Source organism: Zunongwangia pacifica, assembly GCF_023499215.1.
Taxonomy (GTDB): domain Bacteria; phylum Bacteroidota; class Bacteroidia; order Flavobacteriales; family Flavobacteriaceae; genus Zunongwangia; species Zunongwangia pacifica.
The window spans coordinates 48,646-66,439 of sequence record NZ_JAKHSK010000010.1 but is presented as its reverse complement, the minus strand read 5'-3'; the positions used below and the strand labels follow the sequence as shown (position 1 = coordinate 66,439).

At 36.2% G+C, this 17,794-nt stretch carries 21 protein-coding genes; 2 read left to right on the top strand and 19 right to left on the bottom strand.

Features of this window, described 5'->3' with window-relative positions; genetic code table 11:
• Positions 1 to 77: 77 nt before the first annotated feature.
• Positions 78 to 1,523: an SDR family oxidoreductase gene (locus L1967_RS08710; protein WP_249601274.1), complete on the top strand. Its 1,446-nt coding sequence runs from the start codon at positions 78 to 80 to the stop codon at positions 1,521 to 1,523.
• Entirely contained in the window at positions 1,519 to 3,015 is a 1,497-nt protein-coding gene (locus L1967_RS08705; RefSeq protein WP_338063527.1) for a BCCT family transporter, read from the top strand. The genes L1967_RS08710 and L1967_RS08705 overlap by 5 nt, the downstream gene beginning before the upstream one ends.
• Here L1967_RS08705 and ctlX read toward each other — a convergent pair.
• From ctlX to rplF, 19 genes are all read right to left on the bottom strand, one after another.
• Complete coding sequence (ctlX, locus tag L1967_RS08700) at positions 3,012 to 3,938, bottom strand: citrulline utilization hydrolase CtlX (protein ID WP_249601272.1); 927 nt, start codon at positions 3,936 to 3,938, stop codon at positions 3,012 to 3,014. The two genes, L1967_RS08705 and ctlX, sit on opposite strands and share 4 nt — an antisense overlap.
• Before the next feature lies 1 nt (position 3,939).
• Entirely contained in the window at positions 3,940 to 4,851 is a 912-nt protein-coding gene (locus tag L1967_RS08695; protein WP_262917427.1) for a dimethylarginine dimethylaminohydrolase family protein, read from the bottom strand.
• A 78-nt stretch (positions 4,852 to 4,929) separates the two neighbouring features.
• Entirely contained in the window at positions 4,930 to 6,213 is a 1,284-nt protein-coding gene (locus tag L1967_RS08690) for a citrate synthase (protein WP_249601271.1), read from the bottom strand.
• 137 nt (positions 6,214 to 6,350) lie between these two features.
• Positions 6,351 to 7,892 carry a glycogen synthase gene (locus L1967_RS08685; RefSeq protein ID WP_249601270.1) on the bottom strand — a complete coding sequence of 514 codons (1,542 nt, stop codon included), beginning with the start codon at positions 7,890 to 7,892 and terminating at the stop codon, positions 6,351 to 6,353.
• A 150-nt stretch (positions 7,893 to 8,042) separates the two neighbouring features.
• Entirely contained in the window at positions 8,043 to 9,332 is a 1,290-nt protein-coding gene (gene eno, locus L1967_RS08680) for a phosphopyruvate hydratase (protein ID WP_249601269.1), read from the bottom strand.
• 310 nt (positions 9,333 to 9,642) lie between these two features.
• Positions 9,643 to 10,755, bottom strand: coding sequence for a glutamine-hydrolyzing carbamoyl-phosphate synthase small subunit (gene carA, locus L1967_RS08675; RefSeq protein ID WP_249601268.1), 1,113 nt, complete (start codon positions 10,753 to 10,755; stop codon positions 9,643 to 9,645).
• Between the two features lie 121 nt (positions 10,756 to 10,876).
• Positions 10,877 to 11,371 (bottom strand): 50S ribosomal protein L17, encoded by a 495-nt coding sequence (gene rplQ / locus L1967_RS08670; RefSeq protein ID WP_249601267.1) that lies wholly within the window; start codon positions 11,369 to 11,371, stop codon positions 10,877 to 10,879.
• A 34-nt stretch (positions 11,372 to 11,405) separates the two neighbouring features.
• Positions 11,406 to 12,398, bottom strand: a complete 993-nt coding sequence (locus tag L1967_RS08665; protein WP_013073240.1) for a DNA-directed RNA polymerase subunit alpha — start codon at positions 12,396 to 12,398, stop codon at positions 11,406 to 11,408.
• Between the two features lie 20 nt (positions 12,399 to 12,418).
• Positions 12,419 to 13,024, bottom strand: a complete 606-nt coding sequence (rpsD, locus tag L1967_RS08660) for a 30S ribosomal protein S4 (protein ID WP_249601266.1) — start codon at positions 13,022 to 13,024, stop codon at positions 12,419 to 12,421.
• A gap of 85 nt (positions 13,025 to 13,109) precedes the next feature.
• The gene (rpsK, locus tag L1967_RS08655; RefSeq protein WP_013073242.1) at positions 13,110 to 13,502 is read right to left on the bottom strand and encodes a 30S ribosomal protein S11; all 393 of its coding nucleotides are present in this window, start codon (positions 13,500 to 13,502) and stop codon (positions 13,110 to 13,112) included.
• 8 nt (positions 13,503 to 13,510) lie between these two features.
• Positions 13,511 to 13,885, bottom strand: coding sequence for a 30S ribosomal protein S13 (gene rpsM, locus L1967_RS08650; protein WP_013073243.1), 375 nt, complete (start codon positions 13,883 to 13,885; stop codon positions 13,511 to 13,513).
• A gap of 2 nt (positions 13,886 to 13,887) precedes the next feature.
• Complete coding sequence (gene ykgO / locus L1967_RS08645; RefSeq protein WP_010519235.1) at positions 13,888 to 14,004, bottom strand: type B 50S ribosomal protein L36; 117 nt, start codon at positions 14,002 to 14,004, stop codon at positions 13,888 to 13,890.
• A 118-nt stretch (positions 14,005 to 14,122) separates the two neighbouring features.
• Positions 14,123 to 14,338 carry a translation initiation factor IF-1 gene (infA, locus tag L1967_RS08640; RefSeq protein ID WP_013073244.1) on the bottom strand — a complete coding sequence of 72 codons (216 nt, stop codon included), beginning with the start codon at positions 14,336 to 14,338 and terminating at the stop codon, positions 14,123 to 14,125.
• A gap of 2 nt (positions 14,339 to 14,340) precedes the next feature.
• Positions 14,341 to 15,675 (bottom strand): preprotein translocase subunit SecY, encoded by a 1,335-nt coding sequence (gene secY / locus L1967_RS08635; protein WP_249601265.1) that lies wholly within the window; start codon positions 15,673 to 15,675, stop codon positions 14,341 to 14,343.
• Between the two features lie 11 nt (positions 15,676 to 15,686).
• On the bottom strand, positions 15,687 to 16,139 hold the full coding sequence (gene rplO, locus L1967_RS08630) for a 50S ribosomal protein L15 (RefSeq protein WP_092543148.1): 453 nt from the start codon (positions 16,137 to 16,139) through the stop codon (positions 15,687 to 15,689).
• A 9-nt stretch (positions 16,140 to 16,148) separates the two neighbouring features.
• Positions 16,149 to 16,331 (bottom strand): 50S ribosomal protein L30, encoded by a 183-nt coding sequence (gene rpmD / locus L1967_RS08625; RefSeq protein WP_249601264.1) that lies wholly within the window; start codon positions 16,329 to 16,331, stop codon positions 16,149 to 16,151.
• Positions 16,332 to 16,344: 13 nt separating this feature from the next.
• Positions 16,345 to 16,869 (bottom strand): 30S ribosomal protein S5, encoded by a 525-nt coding sequence (gene rpsE / locus L1967_RS08620; RefSeq protein WP_249601263.1) that lies wholly within the window; start codon positions 16,867 to 16,869, stop codon positions 16,345 to 16,347.
• Between the two features lie 6 nt (positions 16,870 to 16,875).
• Entirely contained in the window at positions 16,876 to 17,232 is a 357-nt protein-coding gene (rplR, locus tag L1967_RS08615) for a 50S ribosomal protein L18 (protein ID WP_249601262.1), read from the bottom strand.
• Positions 17,233 to 17,244: 12 nt separating this feature from the next.
• A complete protein-coding gene (gene rplF, locus L1967_RS08610) occupies positions 17,245 to 17,787 on the bottom strand; it encodes a 50S ribosomal protein L6 (protein WP_249601261.1) in 543 nt (180 codons plus the stop codon).
• Positions 17,788 to 17,794 lie beyond the last annotated feature (7 nt).

Here is a 17,794-nt window from a genome sequence, read left to right as displayed (position 1 = left end):
AGTTTTATTAATCATAAGGTAAGGTAGTGATTAATATGCTAATTTGAGAATATAAAATTTAAAAGAAAACCTACTTTATGCGAATCTTACTTACCGGTGCCAATGGCTATATAGGAATGCGATTACTCCCTGAACTTTTAGAGCAGGGTCACGAAGTAGTTTGCGCTGTTCGCAATAAAAATAGGTTTTCGAGTAAAGAGTTAATCAATCAGGTAGAGATTGTTGAAATTGATTTTTTAGACCTGCCTGAAACTCCTGAGAAAATAAAGAATATTGATATTGCCTATTATCTAATCCATTCGATGAGTGGTAACACCAAAGATTTTGATAGCCAGGAAGCTGAAGCTGCCAATAACTTTAATAAGCTAATGAGCCAGACCAGCGTTAAACAGGTGATTTATCTGAGTGGAATGGTGAATCAGGATGAGCTTTCCAAACATTTAAAATCACGTAAAGCGGTGGAGGATATTCTTTATAAAGGAGATTTTCATCTTACGGTTTTACGGGCTGCGATTATTGTTGGTTCAGGTAGTTCTTCTTTTGAAATTATAAGGGACTTGTGCGAAAAGTTACCGGTTATGGTCACACCGCAATGGGTTCGCACTAAATGCCAGCCTACCGCAATTCGAGATGTTATAAAATTTTTAACCGGTGTTATTGGTCACGAAGAATGTTATGACCAGTCTTTTGATATTGGTGGACCAGATATTTTAACCTACCAGGAAATGATGGAAAAATATGCCGAGGTACGCGGACTAAAAATCTGGATTTTTAGCGTTCCCGTAATGTCGCCCAAACTTTCGTCTTACTGGTTATATTTTGTAACCTCAACATCATACAAGCTGGCCCAAAACCTGGTGGATAGTATGGAGGTTGAAGTGATTGCACGGGACGATAAATTAGCCAGAATCCTAAATATAGAAACCATTTCTTATAAAGAAGCGATAGAAATGGCTTTTTATAAAATCGAGCAAAATCAGGTGATTTCCAGCTGGAAAGATTCGTTAAGCAGTGGCCGTTTTAAAAAGGAACTTAATAAATATATAAAAGTACCCACCTACGGTTGCCTGCTGGATAAACAACAGAAGAAAACGAACAACCCTGAAGAAGCCTTAAAAAAGATCTGGTCTATTGGCGGACTTAACGGCTGGTACTACGGAAACTGGCTCTGGAAAATAAGGGGTTTCATGGATAAAATCGCCGGTGGCGTTGGCCTACGTCGTGGCCGTACTCATGCTACTGAATTATCTCCCGGAGACTCATTAGACTTTTGGCGCGTTCTTTTAGCCGATAAGGAAGAAAGACGCTTACTTCTTTTTGCTGAAATGAAAGTTCCCGGGGAAGCCTGGCTGGAGTTTTGTATCGATGAAGATAACGTGGTCCATCAAACCGCAACTTTTAGACCTAAAGGTCTTATGGGCAGACTATACTGGTATTCCATGTATCCATTTCATTATTTTATATTTGAGGGTATGATTACAAAAATCGCCAACGCCAAACCCAAAAAACAACTCGCTAATTAATTTAAGAAAGCTCCATACCGATATTAAAAAAAATCCGCTTTTTTATAGCGCAGCATTGATTTTATTTATTTTTTCTGTAATTATTTTTTCTTTTACTGCGGAATTTTATGCTCTTATCGATAGTCTTTCTATTTGGGTAAGGGAAATTTTTGGTGAATTTTATTTATGGCTGGGATTAGCCTGTGTACTCTTTCTGCTTATTATCGCTTTTTCTAAATACGGAAGGATACGTTTAGGAAATTCCCCGCCACAATTTGACAGACTTTCCTGGATCGCGATGCTTTATAGCGCCGGGATGGGAGCAGGTATTTTACTTAGGGCCGTGCAGGAACCGGTATTTATGTATCAAAATCCGCCATTAAAAACAGCTTATCCAAACGATATTATCGCTTTAGAGTTCACCTTTTATCAATGGGGATTTACCGCTTGGGCGTTCTACGGAATATTTGCACTTTTTATTGGCTATTCTTTATTTGTACGAAAAAATAATATGCTGCTTGGTACCAGTTTACCACAACTGAAAAAAATAAAGGGAATTCCGCAAAGTATCGATCTTTTAACGATTTTGACCACAGTTTTTGGTTTGGTTGCCGCAATAGGACTGGGAACCACGCAAATTGAAGGGGGTATTAGTCATCTTTCAGATCGAGAACCGGGCACACTTTGGATAGTGATCGGTCTCGTTTTTCTTATTTGTTTACTGGCCTTTATTTCGGCATACTCTGGAGTAGAAAAGGGGATTAAACGAATCTCTAACTGGAATATTTATATCACCATCGCTTTATTGATTTTTATTTTTCTACAGGCCGATATTATTGAAGTTCTAAAGTCTTTTTCTACTGCTACCTGGTTTTACCTCAAAGACTTTTTTCAGCTGAGTTTAGCGATTGGAGACTTTAACCCGGGAAAACAATTTTTAACCGACTGGACCTATTATTACTGGGCATTTTGGCTGGCCTGGGCGCCATTTACCGGAATTTTCATTGCCAGAATTTCACAAGGTCGCACGGTACGCGAGATGATTTTGGGCGTTTTGATCCTTCCTTCTTTAGGGAGTTTTTTATGGTTTAGTGTTTTTGGCGGATCTTCATTTGATATTATTGAAGATATGGCCAATTACAATGGTGAATTTAGTAATGTATTTACCTCGATCTTTAAATTCTTCGAGAGTTTTCCACTCTCCAATATCACCAATGTGATCACCGTTTTATTGCTGATCAGTTTTTTGGTCACCTCGGTAGATTCGGCGATCTATGTTTTAAGCATGTTTAGTGATAAGGGGAATGAAAATCCTAAAAAGAAATACCGCCTTATTTGGGCGGTATTGATTCTTATTTTTTCTGAGGCGATCATACTTTTAGGAAACGTAAAACCAGAAAGTGACGTTTTAGATGCCATGCAAAAATTCCTGATTATAGGCTCGCTTCCCTTTGCCATATTAACGGCACTAATGATGCTCCCTTTTGTTATTGAAATTAGAAAGAAACATTAAGCTTTGGGTAAGAAAACCTCGGCAAGCATACACCGGGCACTACCGCCTCCACAAGTTTCGATCACGTTAAGGTCACTGCTTAAAATCTCTGAATATTTCTCGATTTTCGCAACCTGATCTGGCGTTAAACTTTGGTGCGCCCGCTCACTCATCACTAAATACTTCTTATCAAAAGCACCACGAACCTGTAACATATTACCGGCAAACTCGTGCATTTGCTCTTCAGAAATCACAATTAGTTCTTTTTTATCTTGTTTTAGATGCTTTAATAGATTTTTACGCTCTTTCGCATCGTCAATGCTATCCAGGCAAATTACCGCAAACTCTTCAGCCACACACATCATCACATTGGTATGATAAATTTGCTTTCGTTTCCCTTCTACCGTTTGATAGGCATTAAAAATAACCGGAGTAAACTCAAAATCTTCACAAAATTCAATTAAAAGATCTTCATCGGCTCTGGGTGATAAAGCGCAATACGCTTTTTCATTTTCACGATCTAAAATTAAGCTTCCGGTTCCTTCCAAAAAAATATCATCATCTTCTGCTGACGTATAATCTACAATATTAGTGATTTTTAAACCTTCTTCTTCAAGATTTGCAAAGTAATCCAATCGACGTTCTTTTCTTCGATTTTCAGCAAACATGGGATACAATGCAATCTCTCCGTTTTCATGAAAAGAGACCCAGTTATTAGGGAAAATCGAATCTGGCTTATTATCATCGGCAATATCATCTACGACCACAACCTTCACGCCTACACTTTTCAGTTTTTTCACAAACGCATCAAACTCGGCCTGAGCTTCTTTATTTACGTCTTTACCTTTTAGATTCTTCTGAAAATAATTATTCACCGCCGTTTCTTCATTCATCCTAAATGCAACCGGGCGCACCATTAAAACGGTATCTGTAATCTGCTTCATGTTAATCTCTAATTAATGGTAATGTTGAACAGCGCAATAAACCTTCTTGTTTTGCTATTTGCGAATAAGGAACTTCCTCGACAGTAATTCCGTGAGAACGGAGCCACTCATTTAGACGAGTAAATTTTTCTTCGGAAATTACCACATCTTCAGCAATAGTAAATATATTTGAATTCATGTGGTACATTTCGTCTTTGGTAATTTCAAAGATATTTTTTTCTCCAAATAGGTTTACCAGCCATTGATACTCTTTCGAGTCTAAAAATCCGCCTTTATAAATAATCGCTTTATCTTTTCCTACCGGCTGAAAGCAACAATCCAAATGCAGGGCATTTTCCTTAGGATCGATATTGCTCTTTTTTAAGTTGAAGGACACTACTTTTTTCTTTGGGAATAATTCCTGAAGTGCTTTCACTGCATGAATATTGGTTCTTGCGGTAATATAGTCTGGATAGTCCTCTCCTGTATATGTGCCTACCAGGATATAATCCCCAAAAGGCATTACATCACCTCCTTCAATATGCGCATTATCAGGAAGTTTTATAATTTTATCTGGATCTATCTTATCGACCACATGCTGTATGGCTTTTATCTCTTTCTCCCGGTCTGGAAGAATATTGGCTTTCACAAATTTATCTTCGATTACAAAGGCAATATCACGAGTAAAAATCTGGTTGTAATTTTCGATAATTTGAGGTCTAAAAACTTCTACGTCATATTTCTTTAAAACATGAGCTACGGCTTCCATTTCTTTCACCATATCTTCTTCTTGCGGATAAGTCCCGGCTTTGATATGTTCTATAGATTTTGGATCGTAAGCTTCGTCTAGTTCTGGTGCCCCACCGTTACTTTTAGCGGTACCTAAAACAACTGCTCTTAATCTTGAAGTTTCATTATTGATCTTTAAGTGCATCACTAAAAATTTTTTCAAATATAGAAAAAGCCCCATTTAATAATGGAGCTTTTTAAATAATTTATAATTAAGCTAAGTTTATCTTTCGCTTACTGGTTTAAATTCCCTAAGGTTTTCACCCACATAAATTTGACGTGGTCTACCAATTGGTTCTTTTTTAAGTCTCATTTCTCTCCACTGTGCAATCCATCCAGGAAGACGACCTAAAGCAAACATTACCGTAAACATTTCTACTGGTATTCCTAAAGCTCTATAAATAATTCCTGAGTAGAAATCGACGTTTGGATATAATTTTCTTTCTACAAAATATTGATCTTCTAAAGCTTCTTTTTCTAATCCTTTAGCGATATCCAGTACCGGATCATCAATCCCTAGACCTCCAAGAACTTCGTCTGCAGATCTTTTGATGATTTTAGCACGTGGATCAAAATTCTTATAAACACGGTGACCAAATCCCATTAAACGGAAAGGATCGTCTTTATCTTTGGCTTTTTGCATAAACTTATGGGTATCGCCACCATCTGCTTTAATTCCTTCCAACATTTCGATCACTGCCTGGTTGGCCCCACCATGAAGTGGTCCCCAAAGAGCAGAAATACCCGCTGAAATAGAAGCAAATAATCCTGCGTGTGAAGAACCTACCATTCTAACTGTGGACGCCGAACAGTTTTGCTCGTGATCTGCATGAAGAATTAGCAATTTATCTAAAGCTTCGATTATAGACTTATCGACATTATATTTTTTACCTGGTCTTTCGAACATCATTTCATGTAGGTTTTCTACATAACCTAATGAATCGTCACCATAGTTAAGCGGAAGACTGTTTTTCTTTCGTAAAGTCCATGCAACAAGTACCGGGAATTTACCCATAATCTTCACTATCGCTTTATACATATCCTCTTCAGAATCTACATTTACTGAAGATGGGTTAAAAGCAATTAAGGCACTGGTTAAGGAAGAAAGAACGCCCATTGGATGAGCTGATTTTGGAAAACCATCCAAAATTTTCTTCATTTCTTCGTCTACTTCAGACTGATCCTTAATATCATTAGAAAATTTATCTAATTGTGCTTTATTAGGTAATTCCCCAAAAATCAAAAGATAAGCTACTTCAAGAAAATTTGCTTTTTCAGCAAGGTCTTCGATAGCGTAGCCTCTATATCTTAAGATTCCTTTTTCACCGTCTAAAAAAGTGATAGCACTCTCACAACTTCCTGTGTTCTTGTAACCACGGTCTAAAGTTATCATTCCGGCTTCAGATCGAAGGGTTTTTATGTCTATACCCAGTTCACCTTCAGTTCCCTCTGTAACCGGAAACTCGTACTTTTTTCCTTGATATTCTAATATAGCTTTATCTGACATTGTATTGAATTACAAAATTTAAATTAATCGATTACGAATTTAATAAAATCTAAGCTTCTATTCAATTAAAACCTAGCAATTATACTATAATTAACAGGGGTTTCGAGAGATTTTACCTATATAAAGATAAGAATCTTTTATGCCGGTAATTTATATAAGGATTTATAGTAATCGTCTACTGATTTCTCCCAGGTAAAACGTACTTTTTTGGCATTTTGCTCGATTTTTCTCCACTTCGCTTTATCTTCAAAAAACATATTTAAAACATGCTTAAATGAATCGACCATATTTCTTACTTTCTTATCGTAACTATTACCATCAAACACAAAACCGGTTTCTAAATGTTTTACCGTATCTATTAATCCTCCCGTATGATGTACTAAACATGGATGGCCGTTACGCATGGCAAGCATTTGACTGATGCCGCAAGGCTCAAACAGACTAGGCATAAAATAAAGGTTGGTTTCCAGATAAATACTATCGATTACATCCTCACTCTGACCGTTTATAAATAAGAAGTTTTTCTTTTCATGGCTTATTTTGCGCAAAAGCTCCTCGTATTCTGGCGCTCCTGTTCCTAAAAGGATAAAAATACCATTAACCTCGGCAAGTAAATCCAATATTTCTAAGAAGGCTTCCGGTGAACGTTTAAAAAAATAGAACTTTTGTTCCGTAAGTCTGGCTACACTCGAACATACAAAGTCTGGTTTCCTTTTAAGGTATGGCATGACTTTTTCTCCTGTATGTGCTAAAAAATCTGATTTATATTTTTTAGATTCCTGTTGTAACCATTTAAATATTGCTGAAGCTATATTGAAATAAAGATTATTTTTTCGTGCCCTACGGATATTTCTATAGTTACAGCCATTAAGAATTCCTATAAATCTCCCCTCTCTATCGGCCTGATTTAAATCTTCCTCTAAACCTTCTCCTCCAATAAATTCTGGGGGATTGCTGGGATAAAGCACATCATTTTTATAGCTTGGTGACACTGTATGCACGGCGTCTGCAAAACGAATACCCAATGCCATCATATTTATACAATCGTGATAGCGACGGTCCCTAAGCTCATCATAATTAAAATCTACCTCTGGGAAAAAATTACGTACAGAAGAATAATTATTTTCAAAAGGACGAATTCCCTGAATGGCGAGATTATGGATACTATAAATCACACGAATGTCCTGAAGGCAGGTATAGTCTTTATGGTATCGTCTTAAAAACAACACCATGCTGGCATGCCAATCGTGCAAATGAATTACATCTAAATCTCCAAAAATTTTAATTTTAACGGCTTGGGCTACTGCGGTACAAAAAATAAAATATTTTATGGCATCTGTATAAAATGGTTCATTTAAATCATTATGATAAATATGCGCGATATCGCCCGCCTCAATTTCAGGATGATGAATAACATAATGAGTGATTCCTGGAAAATCTTTTTTGGGTTGAACTTCGTAAATCTCTGCTAGATAATCTAAACCACGAAGTTTAAATGATAAGTTAGAAATGAACTTTGCGTTTTGATGTAGCCTGGAATAAGAAGGAACTACAACATGAACAGTATCCCCTTTTTGGGAAATTTGCCGGGGTACATCGCGTATTACGTCGCCCATGCCTCCTGCTTTGCAATGGGGAATAGCATCATTCTCTGAAGCTACAAATAGGAAATTGTGCATGAAAATCTGGTTAGGATTAGGTTAGAACTATTATTCGCAAAAGTTAATTATTAATCTTCAAACATTTGATTAAAGGAATATTAAATTAAAATAAAAAAGCCTTTCAAATTAATGAAAGGCTCTATAATCTAAAATTATGTAAGGAAATTCTTATTTCACTTTAAAAGCTTTATCTTTTGGAAAATAAGCAACACTTCCTAATTCTTCTTCAATTCTAATTAACTGATTGTATTTTGCCATACGATCACTTCTTGAAGCAGAACCGGTTTTTATTTGTCCTGTATTTAAAGCTACTGCTAAATCGGCAATGGTATTATCTTCTGTTTCTCCAGAACGGTGGGACATTACAGAAGTATAACCGGCGTTATGTGCCATATTCACCGCTGCAATTGTTTCGGTTAACGTACCAATCTGGTTTACTTTAATAAGAATAGAATTGGCAATTCCTTCTTCGATTCCTCGAGATAAACGCTCTACATTAGTTACATAAAGGTCATCACCTACTAACTGAACTTTATCGCCAATCTTATCGGTAAGCGCTTTCCATCCATCCCAGTCGTTTTCATCCATACCATCTTCGATAGAAATGATTGGATATTTAGAAGCTAATTCGGCAAGATATTCAGCTTGTTCTTCGCTAGTACGTACTACACCTTTATCACCTTCGAATTTAGCATAGTTGTATTTACCGTCTTCGTAAAATTCAGCTGAAGCACAATCTAAAGCGATCATTACTTCATCACCGCCTTTGTAACCTGCTTTTTCGATAGCTTTCAATATGGTCTCTAAGGCATCCTCAGTTCCGTCTAAAGTTGGAGCAAATCCACCTTCGTCACCAACAGCAGTACTTAAGCCTCTATCGTGTAATACTTTTTTAAGATTGTGGAAAATTTCCGTTCCCATTTTTATTGCTTCTGAAAAGCTTTCAGCTTTTACCGGCATAATCATGAATTCCTGAAAAGCGATAGGAGCATCACTGTGAGATCCACCATTAATAATGTTCATCATTGGAACAGGAAGCGTGTTTGCACTTACACCACCAACATAACGATATAACGGAAGACCAAGTTCATTTGCAGCTGCTTTAGCAACAGCAAGGGAAACACCTAGAATTGCATTGGCCCCTAATTTAGATTTGTTTGAAGTCCCATCTAATTCGATCATTGTCTGGTCAATTAGATTTTGTTCAAAAACTGAATAGCCTAAAAGTTGCTCTGCAATCTTAGTATTTACATTTTCAACGGCAGTAAGAACGCCTTTACCCATAAAGTCATTTCCACCATCGCGAAGTTCTACAGCCTCATGCTCGCCTGTAGAAGCTCCAGAAGGAACAGCTGCCCTTCCTAATATTCCGTTCTCTGTGATTACATCTACTTCAACTGTTGGGTTACCTCTAGAGTCAAAAATTTGACGCGCATGAATATTTACTATAGCACTCATAGTCTGTATTATAATTTAATTAATTGATTAGTCTGCAAGATACGAATACAGCAATAAAAAAACGAGGAATAATTTATAATATAACAAGTATTTTACCTAAAACGTTTTCGAAAAAACATCATTCTTAATCTTATAATAGCAATCTATTAACGTCATAAAATTTGGCATCAATTTCCCAAAGAATACACCCAAACAGTATTTTAAATCAACAGATTTTTAAGTGCAAAAAGAGAGGAAATAAACTTTGAATATTTATCATTGGACGATCCTAAAATAAAAAAGCCGGAATTTTTCCGGCTTTAAATATAAATTAGGCTTTTGCCTGTTTGATACGATCTATAAATTCATCGAACAGATAACTTGCATCGTGCGGACCTGGACTGGCTTCAGGGTGGTATTGCACTGAAAAACAATTCTTGTTGGTCATTTGTAATCCACCTACAGTACCATCATTTAAACAAATATGGGTAATCTCTACATCTGGATGGGATTCTGTAGCTGTTTTATCTACAGCAAAACCGTGATTCTGCGAGGTAATCTCTCCTTTACCAGTCTTTAAATTTTTAACCGGGTGATTAATCCCCCTGTGACCGTGGTGCATTTTATAGGTAGGAATTCCATTGGCCAAAGCAATAATTTGGTGCCCCAGGCAAATACCAAATAATGGATGATCTTTCGCTATAATGTCTTTCGCTAATTGAATGGCGCCATTTAAAGGTTGCGGATCGCCCGGTCCATTAGATAAAAAATAGCCGTCTGGATTCCACTCACTCATTTCAGCATAAGTCGCATTATAAGGAAATACTTTTACGTAAACATCACGTTGTGCAAGGTTTCTTAAAATGTTTCTTTTAATGCCTACATCTAATGCAGCAACCTTATAAGTCGCATTTTCATCACCAAAATAATAAGCTTCTTTAGTGGAAACTTTAGAAGCTAGTTCCAGACCATTCATGTCTGGGACTTCGGCTAGCTGAGTCTTTAAAGATTCGATATTATCTACATCTGTAGAAATAATCGCATTCATTGCTCCATTTTCACGAATATAGGTCACTAAAGCCCGTGTATCGACATCTGAAATAGCAAATAAATTACTATCCTCTAAGAACTCTTCTAAAGTTTGATCTGCTGCCGGTCTGGATTGGTCGTAGCTAAAATTTTTACAAATTAAACCCGCGATTTTGGCTCCATCAGACTCATTTTCATCTTCACTTGTACCATAATTACCAATATGAGCGTTGGTGGTTACCATCAACTGGCCGAAATAAGATGGATCTGTAAAAATTTCTTGATAACCGGTCATCCCGGTATTAAAACATACCTCGCCAACAGCACTACCTTCTTTGGTTCCCACCAATTTGCCATGAAAAATAGTTCCGTCTGCTAATAGAATGATAGCTTTTTTTCTTGTTTGATATTTCATACTAAAAAAATAATACGACCTAAATTTAAGGAATATTAAAAAATGTATACTTATTAGATATAAAAAAAGGACAAACCCGGTGAGTTTATCCTTTTAAAAATTATTGATAGTAAAGAATCATTTATTCTTCTTTTTTATCGTCTTTTTCTTCTTGCTTTGTTTCTTCAGCTTTTGGAGCTTCGGTAGTTTCAGCAGTGCTTTTCTTACCAGCTCTACGAGTTGATTTCTTCTTAGCAGACTTATTAACGTTATAAGTTTCGTTAAAATCTACTAATTCGATCATCGCCATATCAGCGTTATCCCCTAAACGGTTACCTAATTTGATAATACGGGTATATCCACCTGGACGATCTCCTACTTTAGGAGCTACTTCACGAAACAATTCACTTACAGCATACTTATCACGTAGTTTACTGAAAACGATTCTTCTATTATGAGTAGTATCTTCTTTAGACTTAGTTACTAATGGCTCTATAAAAACTTTTAAAGCTTTTGCTTTAGCCACAGTAGTATTAATACGCTTATGCTCAATTAGTGAAGACCCCATATTTGCCAACATCGACTTACGATGAGCGGTCTTTCTACCTAAATGATTTATTTTCTTTCCGTGTCTCATTACTATTCTTTTTAGAGTAATTCACTAACGTGAATTAGTCCTTATCCAATTTATATTTTGAAAGATCCATACCAAAGTTCAATCCTTTGTTACTTACAAGCTCTTCAAGCTCCGTTAATGATTTCTTACCGAAGTTACGGAACTTCATAAGATCATTTTTATTATAAGAAACAAGATCCCCTAAGGTATCAACTTCAGCCGCTTTTAAACAATTTAGTGCTCTTACTGAAAGGTCCATATCTACTAATTTAGTTTTTAGTAGCTGTCTCATGTGAAGAGATTCTTCATCATAAGTTTCAGTTTGAGCTATTTCATCAGCCTCTAGCGTAATACGCTCATCAGAGAACAACATGAAATGGTGAATTAAAGTTTTGGCAGCTTCAGTTAATGCATCTTTAGGATGAATAGAACCGTCACTAATAATTTCGAAAACAAGTTTTTCGTAATCAGTTTTTTGTTCTACACGATAATTTTCGATACTATATTTTACATTCTTAATAGGAGTGTAAATAGAATCGGTAAAAATAGTTCCTAAAGGAGCATTGGCCTTTTTATTTTCTTCTGCCGGAACATAACCTCTACCCTTTTCAATAGTAATTTCCATGTTGATATTAACTTTACTATCAAGATGACATATCACCAACTCAGGATTTAAGACCTGAAAACCAGAAATAAATTTCTGGAAATGACCAGCGGTTAATTCTTCTTCACCAGAAACAGAAATTGTAACGGCTTCGTTATCTATTTCATCAATTTGCCTTTTGAATCTAACTTGTTTAAGATTCAATATTATTTCTGTTACATCTTCTACAACTCCAGGAATTGTTGAGAATTCGTGATCCACACCTTCGATACGAACCGAAGTGATCGCGAATCCCTCTAAAGATGATAACAGCACTCTTCTTAAAGCGTTACCAACGGTTAACCCATATCCAGGCTCCAAAGGACGAAATTCAAATTTCCCTTCGAAATCTGTAGAGTCAATCATTATAACTTTATCGGGCTTCTGAAAATTTAGTATTGCCATATTACGACTTCTGTGAATTATTATTTCGAATATAATTCGACGATGAATTGTTCATTTATGTTTTCTGGAATCTGAACTCTTCCAGGTACAGAAACAAAAGTTCCTTGTTTTGTTTCATTATTCCAAGTAATCCATTCGTAAACATTGCTATTGTTAGCTAATGCATCCTGAATTACTTGTAGAGATTTAGATTTCTCTCTTACTCCAACAACATCACCAGCTTTCAATTGGTAAGAAGGAATATTTACTAATTCTCCATTTACAGTAATATGTCTGTGAGAAACAAGCTGTCTAGCGGCTCTTCTTGATGGAGCAACACCTAATCTAAAAACAACATTATCTAATCTTGATTCACAAAGCTGAAGTAAAACCTCACCGGTAATCCCCTGAGATCTTGTAGCTTTTTCGAACATATTTCTAAACTGACGCTCTAAAATACCATAGGTATATTTCGCTTTTTGCTTCTCCATTAACTGGATAGCATATTCAGATTTTTTACCTCTACGACGGTTATTACCGTGTTGTCCCGGAGGATAATTTCTTTTTTCGAAAGATTTATCATCTCCGAATATAGCCTCGCCAAATTTACGAGCTATCTTAGTCTTAGGACCAGTATATCTTGCCATTTAAAATAGATTTATAGAGAGGGATTATGAATTAAGGCATACGTCCTTCGATAATCGTAATTTCCTCTCTTAATTATATAATTAATTATACTCTACGTCTTTTAGGAGGACGACATCCATTATGAGGTAGTGGAGTAACATCAACGATTTCGGTTACTTCGATACCACTATTGTGGATAGATCTGATAGCAGATTCTCTACCATTACCAGGTCCCTTTACATAAACTTTAACCTTACGAAGACCAGCTTCGTGCGCTACTTTAGAAGCATCTTCAGATGCTAACTGCGCAGCATAAGGAGTATTTTTCTTAGATCCTCTAAAGCCCATTTTACCGGCAGACGACCAAGAGATAACATCTCCTTTTTTGTTAGTCAAAGAAATGATAATATTGTTAAAAGAAGCAGTAACATGAGCTTCTCCAATAGACTCAACGTTTACTTTACGTTTCTTTTGAGCAGTTTTTGTTGACTTTGCCATATTACTTATTATTTAGTTGCCTTTTTCTTATTAGCAACAGTTTTTCTTCTTCCTTTTCTAGTTCTAGAGTTGTTTTTAGTTCTCTGACCTCTTAAAGGTAACCCAGATCTATGACGAATACCTCTGTAACATCCAATATCCATTAGACGTTTGATACTCATTTGAACTTCAGTACGTAATTCTCCTTCGATTGTGTAGTTACCTACAGCTTCACGGATACGACCAATTTCATCATCGTTCCAATCTGAAACTTTTTTACTCTCATCAACTTTAGCTTCAGCAAGTATTTCCTGAGCCCTGCTTTTGCCAATTCCGAAGATATAGGTCAATGCTATAACTCCTCGCTTTTGTTTAGGTATATCTACCCCTGCAATTCTTGCCATAATTAGCCTTGTCTTTGTTTAAATCTAGGATTCTTTTTGTTAATCACGTAAAGGCGCCCTTTTCTGCGAACTATCTTGCAGTCGGCACTTCTTTTCTTTATTGATGCTCTAACTTTCATCTTTCTAATTTTTTATAACGCCAGATGCAAAAATAAAATTCACATAAGGCTTTTTTGCCTAATAATTTTTTCAGTGTGCAAAAGTAATGAAAAAATTATTAATAGCTTAATTTACTTCTTAGTATCTGTAAGTTATGCGCGCCTTGCTTAAATCGTAAGGGCTCATTTCCAATTTCACCTTATCTCCAGGCAACAATTTTATATAATGCATACGCATCTTACCCGAGATATGAGCGGTCACCACGTGACCATTTTCTAACTCTACACGAAACATTGCATTAGATAATGCTTCGATAATCGTTCCATCTTGTTCAATTGCTGGTTGCTTTGCCATAATTAAGCTACTGCTTTTCTGTTTTTACCTGTTTTCATTAATCCGTCATAGTGTCTATTCAACAAGTAAGAATTTACCTGTTGCATAGTATCGATTGCAACTCCAACTAAAATTAATAGAGAGGTACCTCCAAAAAACAGTGCCCATCCTTGCTGAACTCCAAGTATAGAATAAACAAATGCAGGGAACACTGCAATTAAAGCTAAGAAAACAGATCCAGGAAGTGTAATTTGAGACATGATACGATCTAAATACTCAGCAGTTTCAGTTCCTGGACGAATACCAGGAATAAAACCTCCACTACGTTTAAGATCATCTGCCATTTTATTGGTTGGCACCGTAATCGCAGTATAGAAATAAGTAAATACTATAATTAATAAGGCGAATACTAAATTATACCAGAAACCAAAAATATTACTAAATGCAGCAGTCACACCTTGTGCCGCATCAGAATCTGAAAGACCAGCTAAAGCCACTGGAATAAACATAATAGCCTGAGCAAATATAATTGGCATTACTCCTGAAGCATTAAGCTTAAGAGGAATATATTGTCTTGATCCAAATACATTTTTCTCATAGCCTCCAGTAGCAGATCTTCTTGCATACTGCACCGGTATTTGGCGAACCGCCATTACCAACATTACAGCAGCCAGAATAATTGCAAACCAAATTGCCAACTCGATCAATACCATAATAAGTCCACCACTACCATCAAACCTAGAAGCAAATTCCTGAAGGAATGCCTTAGGTAGATTAGCAATAATACCTACCATAATTAATAGAGAAATACCATTACCTATACCCTTATCTGTAATCTTCTCTCCAAGCCACATAGCAAAGATCGTTCCTGTTGTAAGGATGATAACAGAAGATATAATAAAGGATAAGCTATCTCCTAAAAGAAAAGCACTTTGTGGCAAGGTATTAAACAGATTATAAATATAACCTGGACCCTGAACTAAGGTAATTGCTATGGTTAACCATCTGGTAATCTGATTTATCTTCTTACGCCCACTTTCACCTTCTTTTTGAAGCTTTTGCAAATAAGGAATTGCAATCCCCATAAGCTGAACAACAATAGAAGCCGAGATATAAGGCATAATACCTAACGCAAAAATAGAGGCATTAGAAAAAGCACCTCCGGTAAATGAGTTAAGCAAACCTAATAAACCACTATCTGTCTGATTAGCTAAGTTTGCTAACTGACTAGCATCTATCCCAGGAAGTACAACCTGAGTTCCAAAACGATAAACTAAAAGTAAACCGAGGGAAACTAAAATACGGTTTTTTAGTTCCTCGATTTTCCAAATATTTTTTATAGTATTGATGAATTTCATTTGGCTATCTATTATAAAGTAACAACTTCACCTCCTGCAGCTTCAATAGCTTCTTTGGCTGAGGCCGTAAATTTATGAACAGATACTTTTAATTTGGCCTTTAATTCACCTCTACCTAAAATTTTAACTAGCTCATTCTTTCCAGCTAAACCGTTTTCCACAAGTACACTTAGGTCTACCGTATCCTTTACTTTACCATTATCAACTAATGTTTGTAAAGTATCTAAGTTAATACCTTGGTATTCTTTACGGTTTCTGTTGTTAAAACCAAATTTTGGTACACGGCGTTGAAGGGGCATCTGCCCTCCTTCAAAACCTATTTTCTTAGAGTAACCAGAACGTGATTTAGCCCCTTTGTGACCACGAGTAGCGGTCCCACCTTTACCGGATCCTTCTCCACGGCCAACACGTTTATTGTTACTTTTAACTGAACCTTTTGCAGGTTTTAAGTTACTTAAATCCATGTAAACCTATTATTTTGTTTCCTCTACAGAAACTAAGTGTTTAACTTTATTTATCATACCAAGGATGTTTGGTGTATCCTGGTGCTCTACAGTATGTCCTATTTTTCTAAGACCTAGTGCTTCTAGAACTCTCTTTTGGTTCTGAGATCTATTAATCGCACTTTTTACTTTAGTTACCTTTATCTTTGCCATCTTATCCCTGATTTTATCCTTTGAAAAGTTTTTCCAACGTGATTCCTCTTTGTTTCGCTACTGTATCTGCACTTCTTAACTGTAATAGTGCATCAAAAGTAGCTTTAACAACGTTATGAGGGTTAGAAGAACCTTGGTTCTTAGAAAGTACATCATGTACTCCTACAGACTCTAGTACCGCACGGATCGCACCACCGGCAATAATCCCTGTACCAGTTGCAGCAGGTAAAAGTAAAACTCTCGCTCCACCATATTTACCTTTTTGCTCGTGTGGTAAAGTACCTTTATGTAAAGGAATACGTACCAAATTCTTTTTTGCATCTTCAACGGCTTTTGAAATAGCATCGGCAACCTCTTTAGATTTACCTAAACCATGTCCAACAACACCATTTTCGTCACCAACTACTACAATTGCAGAGAAACCAAATGCTCTACCACCTTTAGTAACTTTAGTAACACGTTGCACTCCTACCAAACGATCTTTAAGTTCAAGACCTCCTGGTTTTACATGTTCTACGTTTTTATAATCTTGATACATATCTTCTTAGAATTTTAGTCCTCCTTCACGAGCACCTTCTGCTAATGATTTAACTCTACCGTGATACAAGTAACCTCCTCTATCGAAAGAAACAGTTTCAACTCCGGCCTTTTTTGCTCTATCTGCCAAATTTTTACCTACCAACTCAGCAATATCACTTTTAGTACCTGAAGCATCTTTCACTTCCTTATCTCTAGAAGAAGCTGCAGCTAAAGTTTTTCCAGCTACATCGTCTATAATCTGAGCATAAATTTCTTTATTACTTCTATATACAGACAATCTTGGACGGCTTTCAGTTCCGCTAATATTCTTGCGAATACGCTTTCTTATCTTTAATCTTCTTTTTTCTTTTGAAAATGCCATAACTAAACTTTATTAAGCTGATTTACCTGCTTTTCTTCTAATTATTTCTCCTTTAAATTTAATACCTTTTCCTTTGTAAGGTTCAGGTACTCTGAAAGAACGAATCTTTGCAGCAACTTGTCCTAAAAGTTGTTTGTCATGAGAAGTAAGTTTAACAACTGGGTTCTTTCCTTTTTCTGATATTGTTTCAACTTTAACCTCTGGAGCTAAATCTATAACAATATTATGGGAGTACCCAACAGCCAAATCTAATTTTTGTCCCTGATTAGAAGCTCTATAACCTACACCTACTAACTCTAATTCTTTAGTAAATCCATTAGTTACACCTTCAATCATATTATTCACTAGTGCACGGTATAAACCATGCTTAGCTTTTTGATCACTTTTATCAGAAGAACGCTCAAAAGATATTACATTATCCTCTACATTAACATCTATATCGCTAATTTCTTGCTTAAGTTCTCCTAATTTTCCTTTTACCGTTACAAAACCATCTTTAAAGTCTACATTAACACCTTCTGGAATTGTAATTGGGCTTTTACCTATTCTTGACATTTCTTCT